General features: G+C 45.7%; 14 protein-coding genes and 1 riboswitch. Of the genes, 5 read left to right on the top strand and 9 right to left on the bottom strand.

Going from position 1 to position 14,268, the window contains the following annotated elements; genetic code table 11:
• Positions 1-71: 71 nt before the first annotated feature.
• Positions 72-467: an H-NS histone family protein gene (locus SWOO_RS16665; protein WP_012325843.1), complete on the bottom strand. Its 396-nt coding sequence runs from the start codon at positions 465-467 to the stop codon at positions 72-74.
• Positions 468-781: 314 nt separating this feature from the next.
• Here SWOO_RS16665 and SWOO_RS16660 point away from each other — a divergent pair, with 314 nt between their 5' ends.
• The 4 genes from SWOO_RS16660 (at position 782) to SWOO_RS16645 (ending at position 5,212) form a co-directional block, all read left to right on the top strand.
• On the top strand, positions 782-1,531 hold the full coding sequence (locus SWOO_RS16660; RefSeq protein ID WP_012325842.1) for an electron transfer flavoprotein subunit beta/FixA family protein: 750 nt from the start codon (positions 782-784) through the stop codon (positions 1,529-1,531).
• A complete protein-coding gene (locus tag SWOO_RS16655; protein ID WP_012325841.1) occupies positions 1,531-2,454 on the top strand; it encodes an electron transfer flavoprotein subunit alpha/FixB family protein in 924 nt (307 codons plus the stop codon). Before SWOO_RS16660 ends, SWOO_RS16655 begins: the two co-directional genes overlap by 1 nt.
• Before the next feature lie 165 nt (positions 2,455-2,619).
• Positions 2,620-2,839: riboswitch (Lysine riboswitch) on the top strand.
• Between the two features lie 106 nt (positions 2,840-2,945).
• Complete coding sequence (locus SWOO_RS16650; RefSeq protein WP_012325840.1) at positions 2,946-4,520, top strand: Na+/H+ antiporter NhaC family protein; 1,575 nt, start codon at positions 2,946-2,948, stop codon at positions 4,518-4,520.
• Between the two features lie 113 nt (positions 4,521-4,633).
• Positions 4,634-5,212, top strand: a complete 579-nt coding sequence (locus tag SWOO_RS16645; RefSeq protein WP_012325839.1) for a thymidine kinase — start codon at positions 4,634-4,636, stop codon at positions 5,210-5,212.
• A gap of 140 nt (positions 5,213-5,352) precedes the next feature.
• Here SWOO_RS16645 and SWOO_RS16640 read toward each other — a convergent pair whose 3' ends face one another.
• Positions 5,353-5,790: a hypothetical protein gene (locus SWOO_RS16640; protein WP_012325838.1), complete on the bottom strand. Its 438-nt coding sequence runs from the start codon at positions 5,788-5,790 to the stop codon at positions 5,353-5,355.
• Between the two features lie 155 nt (positions 5,791-5,945).
• Between SWOO_RS16640 and SWOO_RS16635 the strand changes: the two genes are divergently transcribed.
• Entirely contained in the window at positions 5,946-6,428 is a 483-nt protein-coding gene (locus tag SWOO_RS16635) for a peroxiredoxin family protein (protein ID WP_012325837.1), read from the top strand.
• Here the strand turns inward: SWOO_RS16635 and SWOO_RS16630 are convergent.
• From SWOO_RS16630 to SWOO_RS16600, 7 genes are all read right to left on the bottom strand, one after another.
• Positions 6,425-6,988 (bottom strand): prepilin-type N-terminal cleavage/methylation domain-containing protein, encoded by a 564-nt coding sequence (locus tag SWOO_RS16630; protein WP_012325836.1) that lies wholly within the window; start codon positions 6,986-6,988, stop codon positions 6,425-6,427. The two genes, SWOO_RS16635 and SWOO_RS16630, sit on opposite strands and share 4 nt — an antisense overlap.
• 262 nt (positions 6,989-7,250) lie before the next feature.
• Positions 7,251-7,907, bottom strand: a complete 657-nt coding sequence (locus tag SWOO_RS16625; RefSeq protein WP_012325835.1) for a CoA transferase subunit B — start codon at positions 7,905-7,907, stop codon at positions 7,251-7,253.
• 13 nt (positions 7,908-7,920) lie between these two features.
• Positions 7,921-8,625, bottom strand: a complete 705-nt coding sequence (locus tag SWOO_RS16620; protein WP_012325834.1) for a CoA transferase subunit A — start codon at positions 8,623-8,625, stop codon at positions 7,921-7,923.
• A 77-nt stretch (positions 8,626-8,702) separates the two neighbouring features.
• Positions 8,703-9,593, bottom strand: coding sequence for a hydroxymethylglutaryl-CoA lyase (locus SWOO_RS16615; RefSeq protein WP_012325833.1), 891 nt, complete (start codon positions 9,591-9,593; stop codon positions 8,703-8,705).
• 2 nt (positions 9,594-9,595) lie between these two features.
• Complete coding sequence (locus SWOO_RS16610) at positions 9,596-11,725, bottom strand: acetyl/propionyl/methylcrotonyl-CoA carboxylase subunit alpha (protein ID WP_012325832.1); 2,130 nt, start codon at positions 11,723-11,725, stop codon at positions 9,596-9,598.
• 1 nt (position 11,726) lies between these two features.
• On the bottom strand, positions 11,727-12,551 hold the full coding sequence (locus tag SWOO_RS16605) for an enoyl-CoA hydratase-related protein (protein ID WP_041418219.1): 825 nt from the start codon (positions 12,549-12,551) through the stop codon (positions 11,727-11,729).
• A 91-nt stretch (positions 12,552-12,642) separates the two neighbouring features.
• Positions 12,643-14,250, bottom strand: coding sequence for a carboxyl transferase domain-containing protein (locus SWOO_RS16600; protein WP_012325830.1), 1,608 nt, complete (start codon positions 14,248-14,250; stop codon positions 12,643-12,645).
• Between the last annotated feature and the right edge of the window lie 18 nt (positions 14,251-14,268).

Genomic DNA, 14,268 nt, shown 5'->3' with positions numbered 1-14,268 from the left:
TTTAGATATCTTTCAACTACAAAAAAACCGGCATAAGCCGGTTTTTAATTAGTATATAAAACTATAGATAGTTAGATTAGGAAGTCGTCCATGCTGCGACCTTTATCTAACTCATTTTTAAATACTGTCGGCATACGTCCCTGGCCAGTCCATGTGATGGTTTCACCATTCACATCAACAATAGTGTATTTAGCCGGGCGTGGAGCACGCTTTTTAGGTGCAGATTTTACTGCTGTAGCACCTAGATCATCAACAGATAAGCCAACTGCTTCCATCTGCTTACGGATCTCATCAATTTTAGCATTACGCTCAGCCATCGCTGCTGTTTCAGCTTCAGCTTGAGAAACTCTTTCAGAGATAATCTTTTCAAGCTTACCAGCTAATTCATTTAAATCATCAATAGATAATTCTTTTACTGCCGCTTTAAAACGACGGCCGTGAGTTAGTATTTCAAGAAAATCGCTCATAATAATATTGGTCCAATTAATTTGAGTTGAGGTAAAAATATATATTCGATAGCTAATAATAGGAATTTATACAACAAGGATCAAATAAAATTTTATATTAATTTGTGAATGTACTCATATATGCCATAAATATGTATTTTTCTTTATTAAGATGAAAAAAAATGTGATTTAGACGACTTGTATCTAAAATAATACAAACGGGCGTTTGAAACTGTGTTGACGTTAACGTTAACAGCACGTAAAGTGAGCCTATCTAGATATGGGTGATTGCCTATATTCAATTCCGCTAAAATAAGACGTAAGAAGGAAGCCCTATGAAAGTATTGGTGCCTGTTAAGCGCGTCGTCGATGCAAACGTAAAAGTCAGGGTAAATGCTGACAATACTGGCGTTGATACCGCAAACTTGAAGATGGCGATTAACCCTTTTTGTGAGATCGCAGTAGAGGAAGCCGTTCGTTTAAAAGAGGCTGGAACTGCATCTGAGATCGTTGTGGTCACTGTGGGGCCAAAAGCTGCACAAGAGCAACTAAGAACGGCTATGGCATTAGGCGCTGATCGTGGTATTCATATTGAAACCGATGAAGAGCTGGTACCACTTTCTATTGCTAAGTTGCTGCTTAGTGTTCAGGAAAAAGAGCAAGCAGAGCTTATTTTACTTGGAAAGCAATCCATTGATGGCGATAACAACCAAACTGGACAGATGCTAGCGGCGCTGGCAAAGATGCCACAGGCAACGTTTGCGTCGGAAGTTAAGTTGGAGGGAGAGTCACTGGCTGTGACTCGTGAGATTGATGGCGGTTTGCAAACTGTTACTATGCCACTACCTGCGGTTGTGACTGTTGACTTACGTCTGAATGAGCCACGCTATGCCAAGCTGCCTAACATCATGAAGGCTAAACGTAAGCCCCTTGAGACTGTCTCTATTGATGATTTGGGCGTTAGCTTAAAGTCACATCAAAAAACCTTGAAAGTATCACCTCCTTCAGAGCGCCAAGCAGGTGTTATGGTCTCCTCTGTTGCAGAGCTGGTTGAAAAGTTAAAAAATGAAGCGAAGGTGATCTAATGGCAATTTTAGTATTAGCAGAACATGATAATGCCAGTTTAAAGCTGGATACAGCCAAAGTGGTTGCCTGCGCTAGCGCGATTGGTGGCGACATCGATATTTTAGTGGCTGGTCACGAATGTGGTGCTGTGGTTGAAGCCGCGCAGAAGCTTTCTGGCGTTAGACAGGTACTGGTTGCAGATAATGGTGCATATACCCACAGCTTGGCTGAGAACATCGCTGAGTTGATTGTGAACCTTGCCTCAGATTATGAACATATCCTTGCTGCTGCATCTAGCCATGGTAAAGATGCCTTTCCTCGTGTTTCAGCCTTGCTGGATGTTGCTCAGCTCTCTGAAGTTGTTGAAGTCGTCAGCTCAGATACTTTCGTTCGTCCTGTTTATGCCGGTAGCGCGTTGGCTACAGTACAGAGCTTGGATGATAAGAAGGTGATGACAGTTCGTACCAGCGCTTTTGATGCTGTAGGGGCTGATGGGGCCGCTGCCGCGGTTGCTATCGATAAAGTATTTGATTCACTTTCACAGTTTGTCTCTCAAACATTAACTGAGTCTGAGCGCCCTGAGCTTGGTGCCGCTTCAGTTGTTGTATCTGGTGGACGTGGAATGGGAAGTGGTGAGAACTTCTCTATCTTAGAACAGCTTGCCGACAAACTTGGCGGCGCTCTTGGTGCTTCTCGCGCCGCAGTGGATGCTGGTTTTGTACCAAACGACCTTCAAGTTGGTCAAACGGGTAAAATAGTTGCACCGGATCTTTATATTGCCGTGGGTATCTCTGGGGCAATTCAACATCTGGCCGGAATGAAAGACTCTAAGGTCATTGTGGCGATTAACAAAGATCCAGAGGCTCCTATTTTCCAAATTGCTGACTATGGACTTGAAGCCGATCTATTTGAGGTCGTTCCTCAGTTAATCGAGTCAGTTTAAATCTTCATCAGCTGTAATATTAATGTGATTTAAAAGTAAAATCGGTTTTAATTTGCATTATATTAATGTGATGTTGGTCACGATAAGCGGCTTTGGGGTAGAATCCTCAAAGCCGCTTATGTTTTTATGAGCTTCACGTTTTTTGAAGACACTTCAAATGACGTCCTGAGAAGTAGAGGTGCATTAAATATTAGTAGTGATAATCAGGGTGATTCCGCTTATCTATCATGAAAGGATTTAATGCCGAAGTAGTAATACATATCACGGTTTACTGCTGGGGCTGCAATCGAATAGGTGCAGCACTGCCATAGTATTTCTTATCCGGAAGATAAGAAGATTTTATACCTTTTAATTACTGGTATTACTATGGAGCGCTACTGATAGGACAGGTGCATCCGATCGGTATATATTCAAGCGAAGACTTGAGTGTATATCTCATATCCCACCAGTTCAGTCGCCCTCCATTCGTACTTAAACGAAGATAATAATTAATGACAACTTTAAGTTACGCCGATTCGGCGCTTTCATTGCTACCTCCTGTGGTTGCGATTCTGCTGGCAATTGTGACTCGTCGCGTCTTGCTCTCTTTAGGTGTAGGGATATTGCTCGGAGCTGTGCTGATCTCAGATTTTTCTGTTGGCGGTTCTGGCAAATACCTAGCTCAACAGGTAACAGGTCTGTTTTGGGATGATGGCAGCCTCAATAGCTGGAACCTTTATCTGTTAGGTTTTCTGATCCTACTGGGGATGATCACTGCACTTATCACGGTCAGTGGTGCGGCTAAAGCATTTGCCGATTGGGCAAGAACCAAAATTCGTAATAAACGCGATGCAAAGCTTCTCACCATGTTCTTAGGTTGTGTTGTCTTTATCGATGATTACTTCAATAGCTTGGTCGTGGGCAGTGTCGCAAGACCTTTAACCGACAGATATTACATCTCGCGCAGTAAGCTGGCTTACTTGCTGGACTCAACTGCGGCGCCCATCTGTGTGATCTCCCCTGTTTCAAGCTGGGGGGCATACATTATCGCACTGATCGGTGGTATTTTGACTGCCCATGGTTTTGCTGATTCTGGTCACCTGAGTGTGTTTGTACAGATGATCCCGATGAACTTCTATGCTGTTTTTGCTCTGTTGCTGCTTCTTTGTGTGGCTTTTATGGGACTCGATGTTGGCCCAATGCGTCAGCATGAGTTGAATGCGCAAAAAGGCAATCTCTATGATGAGTCAAAAGGCTTACCTCCAGGAGCCAATTCAGATCTGCCTGAAGCTGACAATGGCAAAATTTTAGGCTTGTTCCTGCCTATCACAGTGCTAGTGGTGGCGACGTTCTACTTTATGGTCAGCAGCGGCAGTGATGCGCTGAGTGCTAAAGGTCTTGAGTTTAGTATTTTAGGTGCATTTGAAAATACAGAGGTCGCTTCCTCACTCTTCTTTGGCGCCCTTATTGGTCTTGCTTCAACGCTTATCTTAGTGATTAGCCAAGGTCTAGATCGTTCATACATGTTTAAAGGTTTAGTGACTGGTGCTCGCTCTATGTTGCCAGCTATCTATATCCTGTTGTTCGCTTGGACCATTGCGGGTGTGATTGGTCAGATGGAAACGGGCAAGTATATGGCAAGCCTTGCGACTGGTAATATTCCATTTGCGCTGCTTCCAGCAGTGCTATTTATATTGGCAGGCTTTACTGCATTCTCAACGGGGACCAGTTGGGGAACCTTCGGGATCATGCTACCAATCGCGGCTGACATGGCGATGGGCACTCACACCAATATGATGTTACCTATGTTGGCATCTGTACTTGCTGGTGCGGTATTTGGTGACCATTGCTCACCGATATCGGATACGACAATTTTGTCCTCTACAGGGGCAAACTGTCACCATATGGATCATGTGGTGACACAGCTCCCTTATGCCCTAATCGTGGCTGTGATCAGCTTGGTTGGTTACACGGTATTGGGATTCACTGAGTCTATATTAGCTGGGTTTATCACCTGTAGTGTGCTGTTTGTGCTTACTGTGATAGGGCTTAAGATTAAAGTGAATCGCAGAGTAACACCAAACTAAAGTAAATGTAGATAGAGAAGCCGCTCAATGAGCGGCTTTTTCATTTCAAGCTGATATCAATTATTCAGTAAACTGGTAAACTAGCGGGCACTATCAAATTAAGGAATATCGGTTTGGCGCAACTTTATTTTTACTACTCGGCCATGAATGCGGGTAAGTCGACCTCTCTACTGCAATCATCCTATAACTACCGTGAACGCGGTATGAATACCTTAGTGATGACAGCATCTATCGATGATAGGTATGGCGTGGGGAAAGTGGCATCGAGAATAGGTATTGAAACCGATGCACAGGTATTTGGTAGCGATGATAACCTTGCGGCCATGATAACTAGTGCGCACAATGAAAAACAACTGCACTGTATCTTGATAGATGAATCTCAGTTTTTAAGCAAAGAGCAGGTTAAGCAGCTGACCCACGTGGTGGATAACTTAGATATTCCGGTGCTCTGCTACGGTTTGAAAACAGACTTTCAAGGCGAGCTATTTAGCGGCAGTCAGTACTTGCTAGCATGGGCTGATAAGTTGGTTGAGCTTAAAACCATCTGTCACTGTGGTCGTAAAGCCAATATGGTACTCAGATTGGATGGCAGTGGTAAACCTATGCGTGACGGTGAGCAGGTTGCTATCGGTGGTAATGAGAGTTATGAGTCCGTGTGCCGTAAACATTTCCGCGAATTCTTGTGGGATTAAGGTGTGGGATTAGATTAAAATTCTTCGAGTTTCGAGTTTCGAGTTTCGAGTTTCGAGTTTCGAGTTACAAGTTTAGTGCTTTGACTCGCAACTCGTGACTGTCTTGGATCTGTATTTTCAGTCTGACGTTGAAACCAATATTAATTCAGTTGAGATATAAGATCTCTTACCGAGTTTCGTGTGCTATCTATCGCCTCAATGACGTTTTGGGCACTCTCCTCTGATTGTGCAAGCTCTTGCCAGTTTTCCTGCCAACTCTGTTTGAGTGCATTGGCCGAAAGCTTCACTTCTGGCTCGGCTATCATGCTTAAATCGGCAATTAAATTCACCTTTATCCAGCCCTTTCTGGGATTGCCCTCAAACTTATCTTGATCATAGTGGGCTGCATAAACAATGCCTTCAAGTTCAGATAGCTGTAGCAATAACTCGAAGCTTGCTGAACGCATATTGCTGTTGTATTCAGTGATCTCCATGCGCCAGACATTATAACTAAAGCCTATCAGGGCGAAAATCATACTAAAGACGGCTGTTACCTGAAAAACGGTGATGGGTTGATCACCCTTGATGCTGAATCTCATTGGCGCTCCTCTGGCTTATTTACCAATTTCTGTTTTGGAGTCGTTAACTATTATTTATCCTAGACCGTGCTAATTGAATTATAAACTCAACTTTTTCGGTCTATTTTTATTATTAAGGGATTTTTTCTTAAAAATAAAGGGTAGGGAATATAAGAATGAGATTATTGAAAAGTGCATTACTGTTTATTTTGTTCGCTGGAAATTTACAAGCAGCTGAGGTTCTAAATGTTGCGCCAAATTTCAATTTAGCCGATCCACAGGGCAAGATGCACACTTTGGCTGAGTACAAGGGCAAGCCGATGATAATACACTTCTGGGCGACCTGGTGTCCCTATTGTAAGAAGCTGCAGCCAGGACTTGAGTCATTAAGAAAAGAGTACGCTAACACTGATCTACAGATATTAGGGATTAGCTTTAATGAAGATGAGGGAGCGATGCCAGCTGAGACTCTTAAAAAGCGTGGTATAGGTTTTCCAACGCTCATTAATGGTGAGAGTGCAGCCAAAAGTTACGGCGTCCCAGGGACCCCAACCACAGTATTTATCAACCGCGGCGGAGAGATAGTTTGGGTTACCAATATTTCAGATCCTAATGACCCAAATCTTAACGCCGCCACTGAGTTTATTCTCAAAAATTAGCAGTTGTCGGTAAGGGCTTGAATTGAGTAGTTAAAGGATCTTGTAGGGCTACGATATTCAACATGACATTTGAAAGTTCCTGCTAGTATTTGTGCTAATTTGCTCTCATACTTTTTAGGTACAATGGCAAATGAGGAGTTTGAGCCCATTCCATATACGAAGTCATCATCAGATAGCCCCATTACTTCTTTATAGTTATTCGCAGCCATTGAGTCGGATGGCGCGGTTAGGGGGGATAAGGGGTAACCGTTATACACATAGAGACGAGTTCCTGATATGTTTATGTAGAAGTAAGCTATTTCGTTATCCCAATTTGGGTGATTGTTACAGGTACCTAAACATTCATTCTTATCTGCAATGCCAATAATTTGGGTTTGGGAGTGGACCAGTTTATTGACCGACGCGATTGCCCCTGTAATGCCTTGTAAGCTAGATGCTTGAGCTTCACTTGAGAGTGAAAGAAGCTTTGGCGTAGCAATCACACTTAACACTCCCAGTATGATGATGACGATGACTAACTCGATTAAGGTAAAACCTTGCTGCTTTCTATTTAATTTCACAATCTAAATATATTGGTCACAAATGATGCGCGCACGGTACCTTTGGTAAGCAGATGAAACAAGCCGACTTGAGTAAAGTGGGAGCTGTGCATACATTTTCATTTGGATTGTAATTATTTTGTTTTAATGTATTTGTTTTCCATTGTTCATTGTTAATGGCTTGCGATTTTTCACGACGAAAATGTCATATAAAAAACGCCCAGCAAGATGAATCTTGTGGGCGTTTTTATTCAGAAACTAATCAATATAGATTGATGTGAGATTAAAAACTCATCTCTGGCACATTGTCAGGAACAATCAGTTTACCAGCTGTCTTTGCTACTATCTCTTCAACTGTAACGCCTGGAGCACGCTCTAGCAGATGAAACGCGCCATCTTTTATCTCCATAAAAGCTAAGTCTGTCAGTACACGTTTAATGCACCCAAAGCCAGTTAATGGCAGTTCACACTTTGGCAGTAGTTTAGAGTTACCGCGCTTGTCTGCATGCATCATGGTGACGATAATGTTATCCGCGCCAGCCACGAGATCCATTGCGCCGCCCATGCCTTTAATCAATTTGCCTGGGATCATCCAAGAGGCGATAGAACCTTGTTCATCGACTTCAAATGCACCGAGTACCGTTAGATCCACATGGCCGCCACGGATCATCGCGAAGCTCTCCGCCGATGAGAAAAATGACGCACCGTCAACGGCGGTAACAGTTTGCTTGCCGGCATTGATTAAGTCTGCATCTATGGTCTCCTCGGTTGGGAATTCTCCCATGCCGAGTAGGCCATTTTCTGATTGCAGCATCACGTCCATGCCGTCGGGAATGTAGTTTGCGACTAAGGTTGGAATACCGATGCCGAGGTTAACGTAGTAACCATCTTTAAGCTCTTGGGCCACACGTTGCGCGAGTTGTTCTCTTGATAGTGCCATGGTGTTGCCCTCCTTATGCTGATGCTTTTACTGTGCGCTGTTCGATACGCTTTTCGAACGTTCCTTGGATCACGCGGTTTACGTAGATGCCAGGTGTATGAATATGATCTGGATCTAACTCGCCAGCCTCAACAATATGCTCAGCTTCTACCACGGTGATCTTGCCAGCGGTTGCCATCATAGGGTTAAAGTTAGCGGCGGTTTTGCGGAACACCAAATTTCCCATGGTATCGGCTTTCCAAGCGCGAATTAAGGCAAAATCAGCGGTTAATGATGGTTCAAGGACATAGTGACGGCCATCAATCTCGCGAGTCTCCTTACCGTCAGCAACGGGGGTGCCGTAGCCGGTAGCGGTAAAGAAAGCGGGAATGCCAGCACCACCAGCTCGAATTTTCTCAGCAAGTGTCCCCTGAGGTGTGAGTATGACGTTTAGCTCGCCTGAGAGCATCTGCTGCTCAAAGGTGGCATTTTCACCGACATAGGAGGCGATCATGGTACTTATCTGACGGGTTTTAAGCAGCAAGCCTAAACCAAAATCATCCACGCCTGCATTGTTTGAGATGGCAGTCAGTCCTGTGGCTCCGGTTTTTACCATTTGTGCAATTAAGCCTTCAGGAATACCACAAAGGCCGAAACCTCCCACCATCACAGTCATATCGTTGCTTAGACCTGCGAGGGCTTCTTCATAACTTGCTACGACTTTATTGAGTCCTGCCATTATTCTTATCTCCATCCACAATAATCATTTATGTGATCATTTCTGTATTCGTTCGGTATTAAGCGCTAGCTAATTTTTTATCCGCTGATGGCTCTTGCTACTTTAGAGCCAGTACTTTTGCCTAAGGCTTGGCTTATTGTATTACCCGCTTTAGCCAGCAAATGAAGATCGATGCCTGTTTCGATACCTAATCCATTGAGCATATAAACAAGATCCTCAGTTGCTAAATTACCCGATGCACCTTTGGCGTAGGGGCAGCCTCCAAGGCCTGCAACCGATGAATCGATCACGCTTACCCCTGTTTCTAAGCAGGCTAAGATATTTGCGAGTGCTTGGCCGTAGGTATCATGAAAATGCAGTGCCAGCTTATCAACGGGTACTTTCTGGCTGACCGCTTCAACCATTCTACGGGCATTGGCTGGCGTGCCAACACCTATGGTGTCACCAAGGGATATTTCATAACAGCCCATCTTGTAAAGGATCTCAGACACTCGTGCGACTTCACTGATGGCAATATCACCTTCATAGGGGCAACCTAGCACGCAAGAGACATATCCTCGGACAGGGATATTTGCGGCAATAGCCCGCTCCATTACAGGGGCGAAGCGCTCAATAGATTCCTCTATTGAGCAGTTGATATTACGCTGACTAAAGCTCTGGGAGGCGGCGCCAAAAATGGCAACTTCATCGGCACCAGCGTCAAGTGCAAGTTCCAGCCCCTTCAAGTTAGGTGTGAGCGCGCTGTAGGTGACGCCATCTTGGCGACTAATATTGCGCAGAACATCGCCAGAGTCGGCCATCTGTGGTACCCATTTGGGTGATACAAAGCTGGCGGCTTCTATTCGCTTAACACCTGCTCGGCCTAATGCTTCAACTAAGGCAATTTTATCTTGGGTGGTGACTGGCAGCTCGTTTTGCAGACCATCACGGGCACCCACCTCAAAAATGCTAACCTTGTTAGGGGTCATCTTTATCCCTCTTCTTTTTTAGCAGGTTCAACATCAACTAAAACTGCGCCATCACTGACTAGCTCACCTATGTCGAAGAAGAATGCACTGACAATGCCATCAAAGGGAGATTCTATTGTATATTCCATTTTCATGGCTTCCATCACCATTAAGCCTTGTCCTGCGGTCACTGTGTCGCCAGCATTCACCAGATGAGTGACCACTGTGCCATTCATCGGCGCTTTAAGCTTATCGGCAAGGCACTCCTGCTCCTCAGTTAGCTCAGTTTGGATCGCACGGAAATGGTAACTACTAGAGTTAATAAAAAGGGTAAAGTCATCATCGACCTGACTCACAGGCACCTTGAATTTGTGTGCTTGGTTTTTATCTGTCAGTGGATCACGGTTTTTATCTGCTTGGCTCAGTGAGATCTCTGCATGGAGCAGTTCACCGTGCAGCTCACCATTGAGCACATAGAGGTTGTCCCCTTGCTGCATCTGGAAGATAGATTTGCCGCCAACAGAGGTTTCAATAAGCTCAAGATGTTGCAGCTCATGATTATCATCGAGCAGAGAGACCTGATGCTGACTGGCGCTATTGAGTCTAAAGCCGCTGACTGTCCCCCAAGGTGAGTATGGGTCATTGCTGTTAATGGCACAGGCTTTTGCTGCCACTCTTCGGGCACAGACTTGATACAGAGCGGCTAGTGCCAATGCTGTTTGCTCATCCTTAATGGCATTGCCACTTAGGCCACGTCCGATAAGGCCATCACCGTAACGGTCGATAAAGTCTGTGCTGAAGTTAGCATCACGAAATGCTTGATGCTCGGCGATATTAGCAAGAAACTCGATATTATGTTTTAGGCCACTTATCTGATATGACTCTAATGAGTGCACCAGACGTTGTAGCGCTCTTGGGCGGGATTCATCCCAAACAATTAATTTAGAGATCATGGGATCGTAAAAGTTACTGATCACATCATTTTCACGGATCCCAGAGTCGATACGTACAAATCTGCTTTGCTCTGGTTCGCGCAGGAAGTTGAGTTTACCGCTGGCAGGAAGAAACTCATTTTGCGGGTCTTCTGCGTAGATACGCACCTCAAAAGAGTGGCCATGTATTCTGACTTCATCTTGGGCTAGTGGCAGTGGATGACCACTGGCAACCATCAGCTGCCACTTGACGAGATCTTGGCCTGTTACCAGCTCGGTTACTGGGTGCTCAACCTGCAGACGGGTGTTCATCTCCATAAAGTAGAAGCTGTTGTCAGTATCAAGCAAAAATTCAACTGTGCCTGCACCTTGATAGTCGATGGCTTTTGCCGCTGCAACGGCCGCTTCTCCCATCTTGACTCTTAACTCATCACTTAATCCTGGCGCCGGTGCTTCCTCGACAACTTTTTGGTGGCGTCGCTGGATAGAGCAGTCTCTGTCTGAAAGATAGATACAGTTGCCATGATTATCGGCAAAGACCTGCACTTCGACGTGGCGAGGTTGGCGAAGATAACGCTCCATCAGTAGCTTGTCGTTGCCAAAAGAGGAGATAGCTTCACGACGAGCTGAGTGGATGGCGTCCAGAACTTCAGTTTCGTTCTCAACGATACGCATTCCTTTACCGCCACCGCCAAAGGCCGCTTTGATAAGTAGTGGGAAGCCCATTTTCTTTGCTTCGCTAACTAATAACGCATCCTCTTGCTCATCACCGTGATAACCGGGAACCAGTGGGACCTTGGCGGCGCCCATGATCTCTTTAGCCGCACTCTTGCTGCCCATAGAGTCGATAGCAGCTGCGCTTGGTCCAACAAAAGCGATATCTGATTGCTCACATAAACGCGCAAAATCGGCATTCTCTGATAGGAAACCGTAGCCAGGATGGATAGCTTGTGCGCCAGATTTTTTGGCTATTTCGACGATAAAATCGCCTTTGAGGTAGGAGTCTGCCGGTGCACTGCCACCAAGGTAGAAAGACTCATCGGCCATAGCCACATGACGGGCATCAATATCGGCGTCAGAGTAGAGGGCGACGGTACGGATCCCCATGGCTTTGGCGGTTTTTATGATGCGACAGGCTATTTCGCCTCGGTTGGCTATTAACAGCTTCTTAATCAGCAAGGTTTTGCCTGTGTTATTATTTTTTGACGTTTGGGCAACCATGTTATTGAGCTCCTTGGGCCGTGTCAGAGTCTAGTTTCCAGTTAGGGCTACGTTTTTCGAAGAAGGCATTGAGTCCCTCTTGGCCTTCATCTGACACGCGAATTCGAGCAATGCGCTCGCTGGTATAATCTAATGTGTTTTGATCTATCACGCCGTTTTCAAGGGTTGAGAGTAAGGTTTTTACCCAAGCCATGCCTTGAGGGCTATTGGCAAGCAGTGCATCGATAATGGGTTTGGCGTGTGCATCAAGATCATCATCTATCTCATGAACGACATTGAGAGACTGCGCGGTTTGCGCGTTAAAGCGCTCCGCGGTGAGCATATAGCGACGAGCGGCTCGTTGTCCCATAGCGCGAGTGACGTAAGGGCTAATGACTGCTGGAATTAATCCCAATTTGACTTCGCTTAAGCAGAAGCTGGCACGGGCATTAGCGATGGCAATATCGCAGCAGCAGATAAGCCCTAAAGCACCACCAAAGGCTGCGCCTTGAACCAATGCGATAGTTGGCTTAGGGAACTTATCTAGCATCGACATCAGCTTCGCCAGTTCGTTAGCATCAGCCAAGTTCTGCTCAAAATCCATCTTTGCCTGATTGCGCATCCAGTTGAGATCGGCGCCAGCACTAAAGTTCTTGCCGTTTGCTTTAAGGATAAGCACTTGGCAGTTGCTGTTGTTAGCAAAATGCTCAAGAGATTGGATCATCTCGTTGATCATCACCTCATCAAAAGCATTATGTTTGTCTGCTCGGTCGAGGATCAGTTCTCCAACCCCATTTTCTAGGGTGCAGTTTACGAAATTTAACCTGTTTGAAAATTCACTTGTCATGGCTTGGTTATCCATTGTCTATTAGCCCGATTATCTTGCCCAGTTCTTAACTTAAGATGTGTTCAACTTAACCCTTAACCTAGAGGTTAAATTACATACGGAACACACCAAACTTGGTGTCTTCTATCGGTGCGTTAAGGGCTGCCGACAAGGCTAAGCCAACCACATCTCGGGTTTGAGCAGGGTCAATAATGCCATCATCCCAAAGGCGGGCACTGGCATGATAAGGGTGACCCTCTTTGTCATACTGCTCGACTATCGGTGCACGGAATTTTTGCTCATCAGTATCGGACCATTCAACACCTTTGCGGGCAAGACCATCACGACGAACGGTGGCCAATACCCCTGCGGCTTGTTCGCCACCCATCACTGAGATACGGGCATTTGGCCACATCCACATCATGGTTGGCTCGAATGCTCGTCCGCACATACCATAATTACCAGCGCCGTAACTGCCACCGATAATAACGGTAAATTTAGGCACGTTTGCACAGGAAACAGCGGTCACCATCTTGGCACCATGTTTTGCGATCCCTTCATGCTCATATTTCTTACCCACCATAAAGCCGGTGATATTTTGCAAGAAGAGGAGGGGGATTTTTCGCTGACAACATAGCTCGATAAAGTGCGCCCCTTTCTGAGCGGATTCAGAGAAGAGGATGCCATTATTGGCGACAATACCCACTGGGTAGCCATGAATGCGAGCAAAGCCACAGACTAAAGTAGGGCCGTAGCCTGCTTTAAACTCATCAAAATCTGAGTCATCGACTACACGCGCTATCACCTCTTTAACATCGTATGGCTTTTTAAGATCTGTCCCTACGATGCCGTAAAGCTCGTTAATATCGAATTTTGGCGGTTTAACTGGGCTAAGCTCAGACTCTATGGTTTTTTGATTGTTCAGACGCGTGACCGCTTTGCGTGCCAGCTCTAGCGCATGTTCATCGCTTTGGGCCATATGATCGGCCACGCCAGATATCTTAGTGTGCACCTCTGCGCCGCCAAGCTCCTCTGCGGTGACCTCCTCTCCAGTGGCCGCTTTTACCAACGGTGGGCCTGCGAGGAAGATAGTGCCTTGCTCTTTAACGATAATAGACTCATCAGCCATGGCTGGCACATAAGCGCCACCTGCGGTACAAAGACCCATCACTACGGCTATCTGCGGGATCCCTTTGGCTGACATCTGCGCTTGGTTATAGAAGATGCGTCCGAAATGATCTCTGTCTGGAAAGACTTCATCTTGGCGTGGCAGGTTAGCGCCGCCTGAGTCAACAAGGTAGATACAGGGAAGGTGACAACGACTAGCAATATCTTGAGCTCGAAGATGTTTTTTTACTGTGACTGGATAGTAAGTGCCGCCTTTGACGGTGGCATCATTGGCGATGATCATACATTCGACGCCGCTGACACGACCAACTCCTGCAATAATCCCCGCTGCAGGGACTATATCTTCGTAGAGTTCATAGGCTGCAAACTGTGACAGCTCGAGGAAAGGGGAACCGGGATCGAGTAACTTCTCTACACGTTGTCTCGGAAGTAGCTTTCCTCGTGATAGATGACGCTCACGGGCAACATCACCGCCGCCCTGTTCAATGACATTGAGTTTTTGTTGTAGATCATGGACTAAGTTAGCCATGTCATCATGTTTGGTCTTGAATTCATCACTGCGCGGGTTAATACGACTGCTGAGTTGAGTCACGGTTTCAATCCTTTTGAT

This window comes from Shewanella woodyi ATCC 51908, assembly GCF_000019525.1.
GTDB classification, from domain to species: Bacteria; Pseudomonadota; Gammaproteobacteria; order Enterobacterales; family Shewanellaceae; genus Shewanella; species Shewanella woodyi.
This window is presented reverse-complemented; position numbering and strand designations above follow the sequence as displayed.

Coding starts and splice junctions, on each gene's coding strand:
- SWOO_RS16625 (WP_012325835.1), bottom strand. CDS start 7,907: ATGGCACTATCAAGAGAACAACTCGCGCAACGTGTGGCCCAAGAGCTT.
- SWOO_RS16640 (WP_012325838.1), bottom strand. CDS start 5,790: ATGAGATTCAGCATCAAGGGTGATCAACCCATCACCGTTTTTCAGGTA.
- SWOO_RS16615 (WP_012325833.1), bottom strand. CDS start 9,593: ATGACCCCTAACAAGGTTAGCATTTTTGAGGTGGGTGCCCGTGATGGT.
- SWOO_RS16665 (WP_012325843.1), bottom strand. CDS start 467: ATGAGCGATTTTCTTGAAATACTAACTCACGGCCGTCGTTTTAAAGCG.
- SWOO_RS16635 (WP_012325837.1), top strand. CDS start 5,946: ATGAGATTATTGAAAAGTGCATTACTGTTTATTTTGTTCGCTGGAAAT.
- SWOO_RS16660 (WP_012325842.1), top strand. CDS start 782: ATGAAAGTATTGGTGCCTGTTAAGCGCGTCGTCGATGCAAACGTAAAA.
- SWOO_RS16610 (WP_012325832.1), bottom strand. CDS start 11,725: ATGGTTGCCCAAACGTCAAAAAATAATAACACAGGCAAAACCTTGCTG.
- SWOO_RS16620 (WP_012325834.1), bottom strand. CDS start 8,625: ATGGCAGGACTCAATAAAGTCGTAGCAAGTTATGAAGAAGCCCTCGCA.
- SWOO_RS16655 (WP_012325841.1), top strand. CDS start 1,531: ATGGCAATTTTAGTATTAGCAGAACATGATAATGCCAGTTTAAAGCTG.
- SWOO_RS16650 (WP_012325840.1), top strand. CDS start 2,946: ATGACAACTTTAAGTTACGCCGATTCGGCGCTTTCATTGCTACCTCCT.
- SWOO_RS16605 (WP_041418219.1), bottom strand. CDS start 12,551: ATGACAAGTGAATTTTCAAACAGGTTAAATTTCGTAAACTGCACCCTA.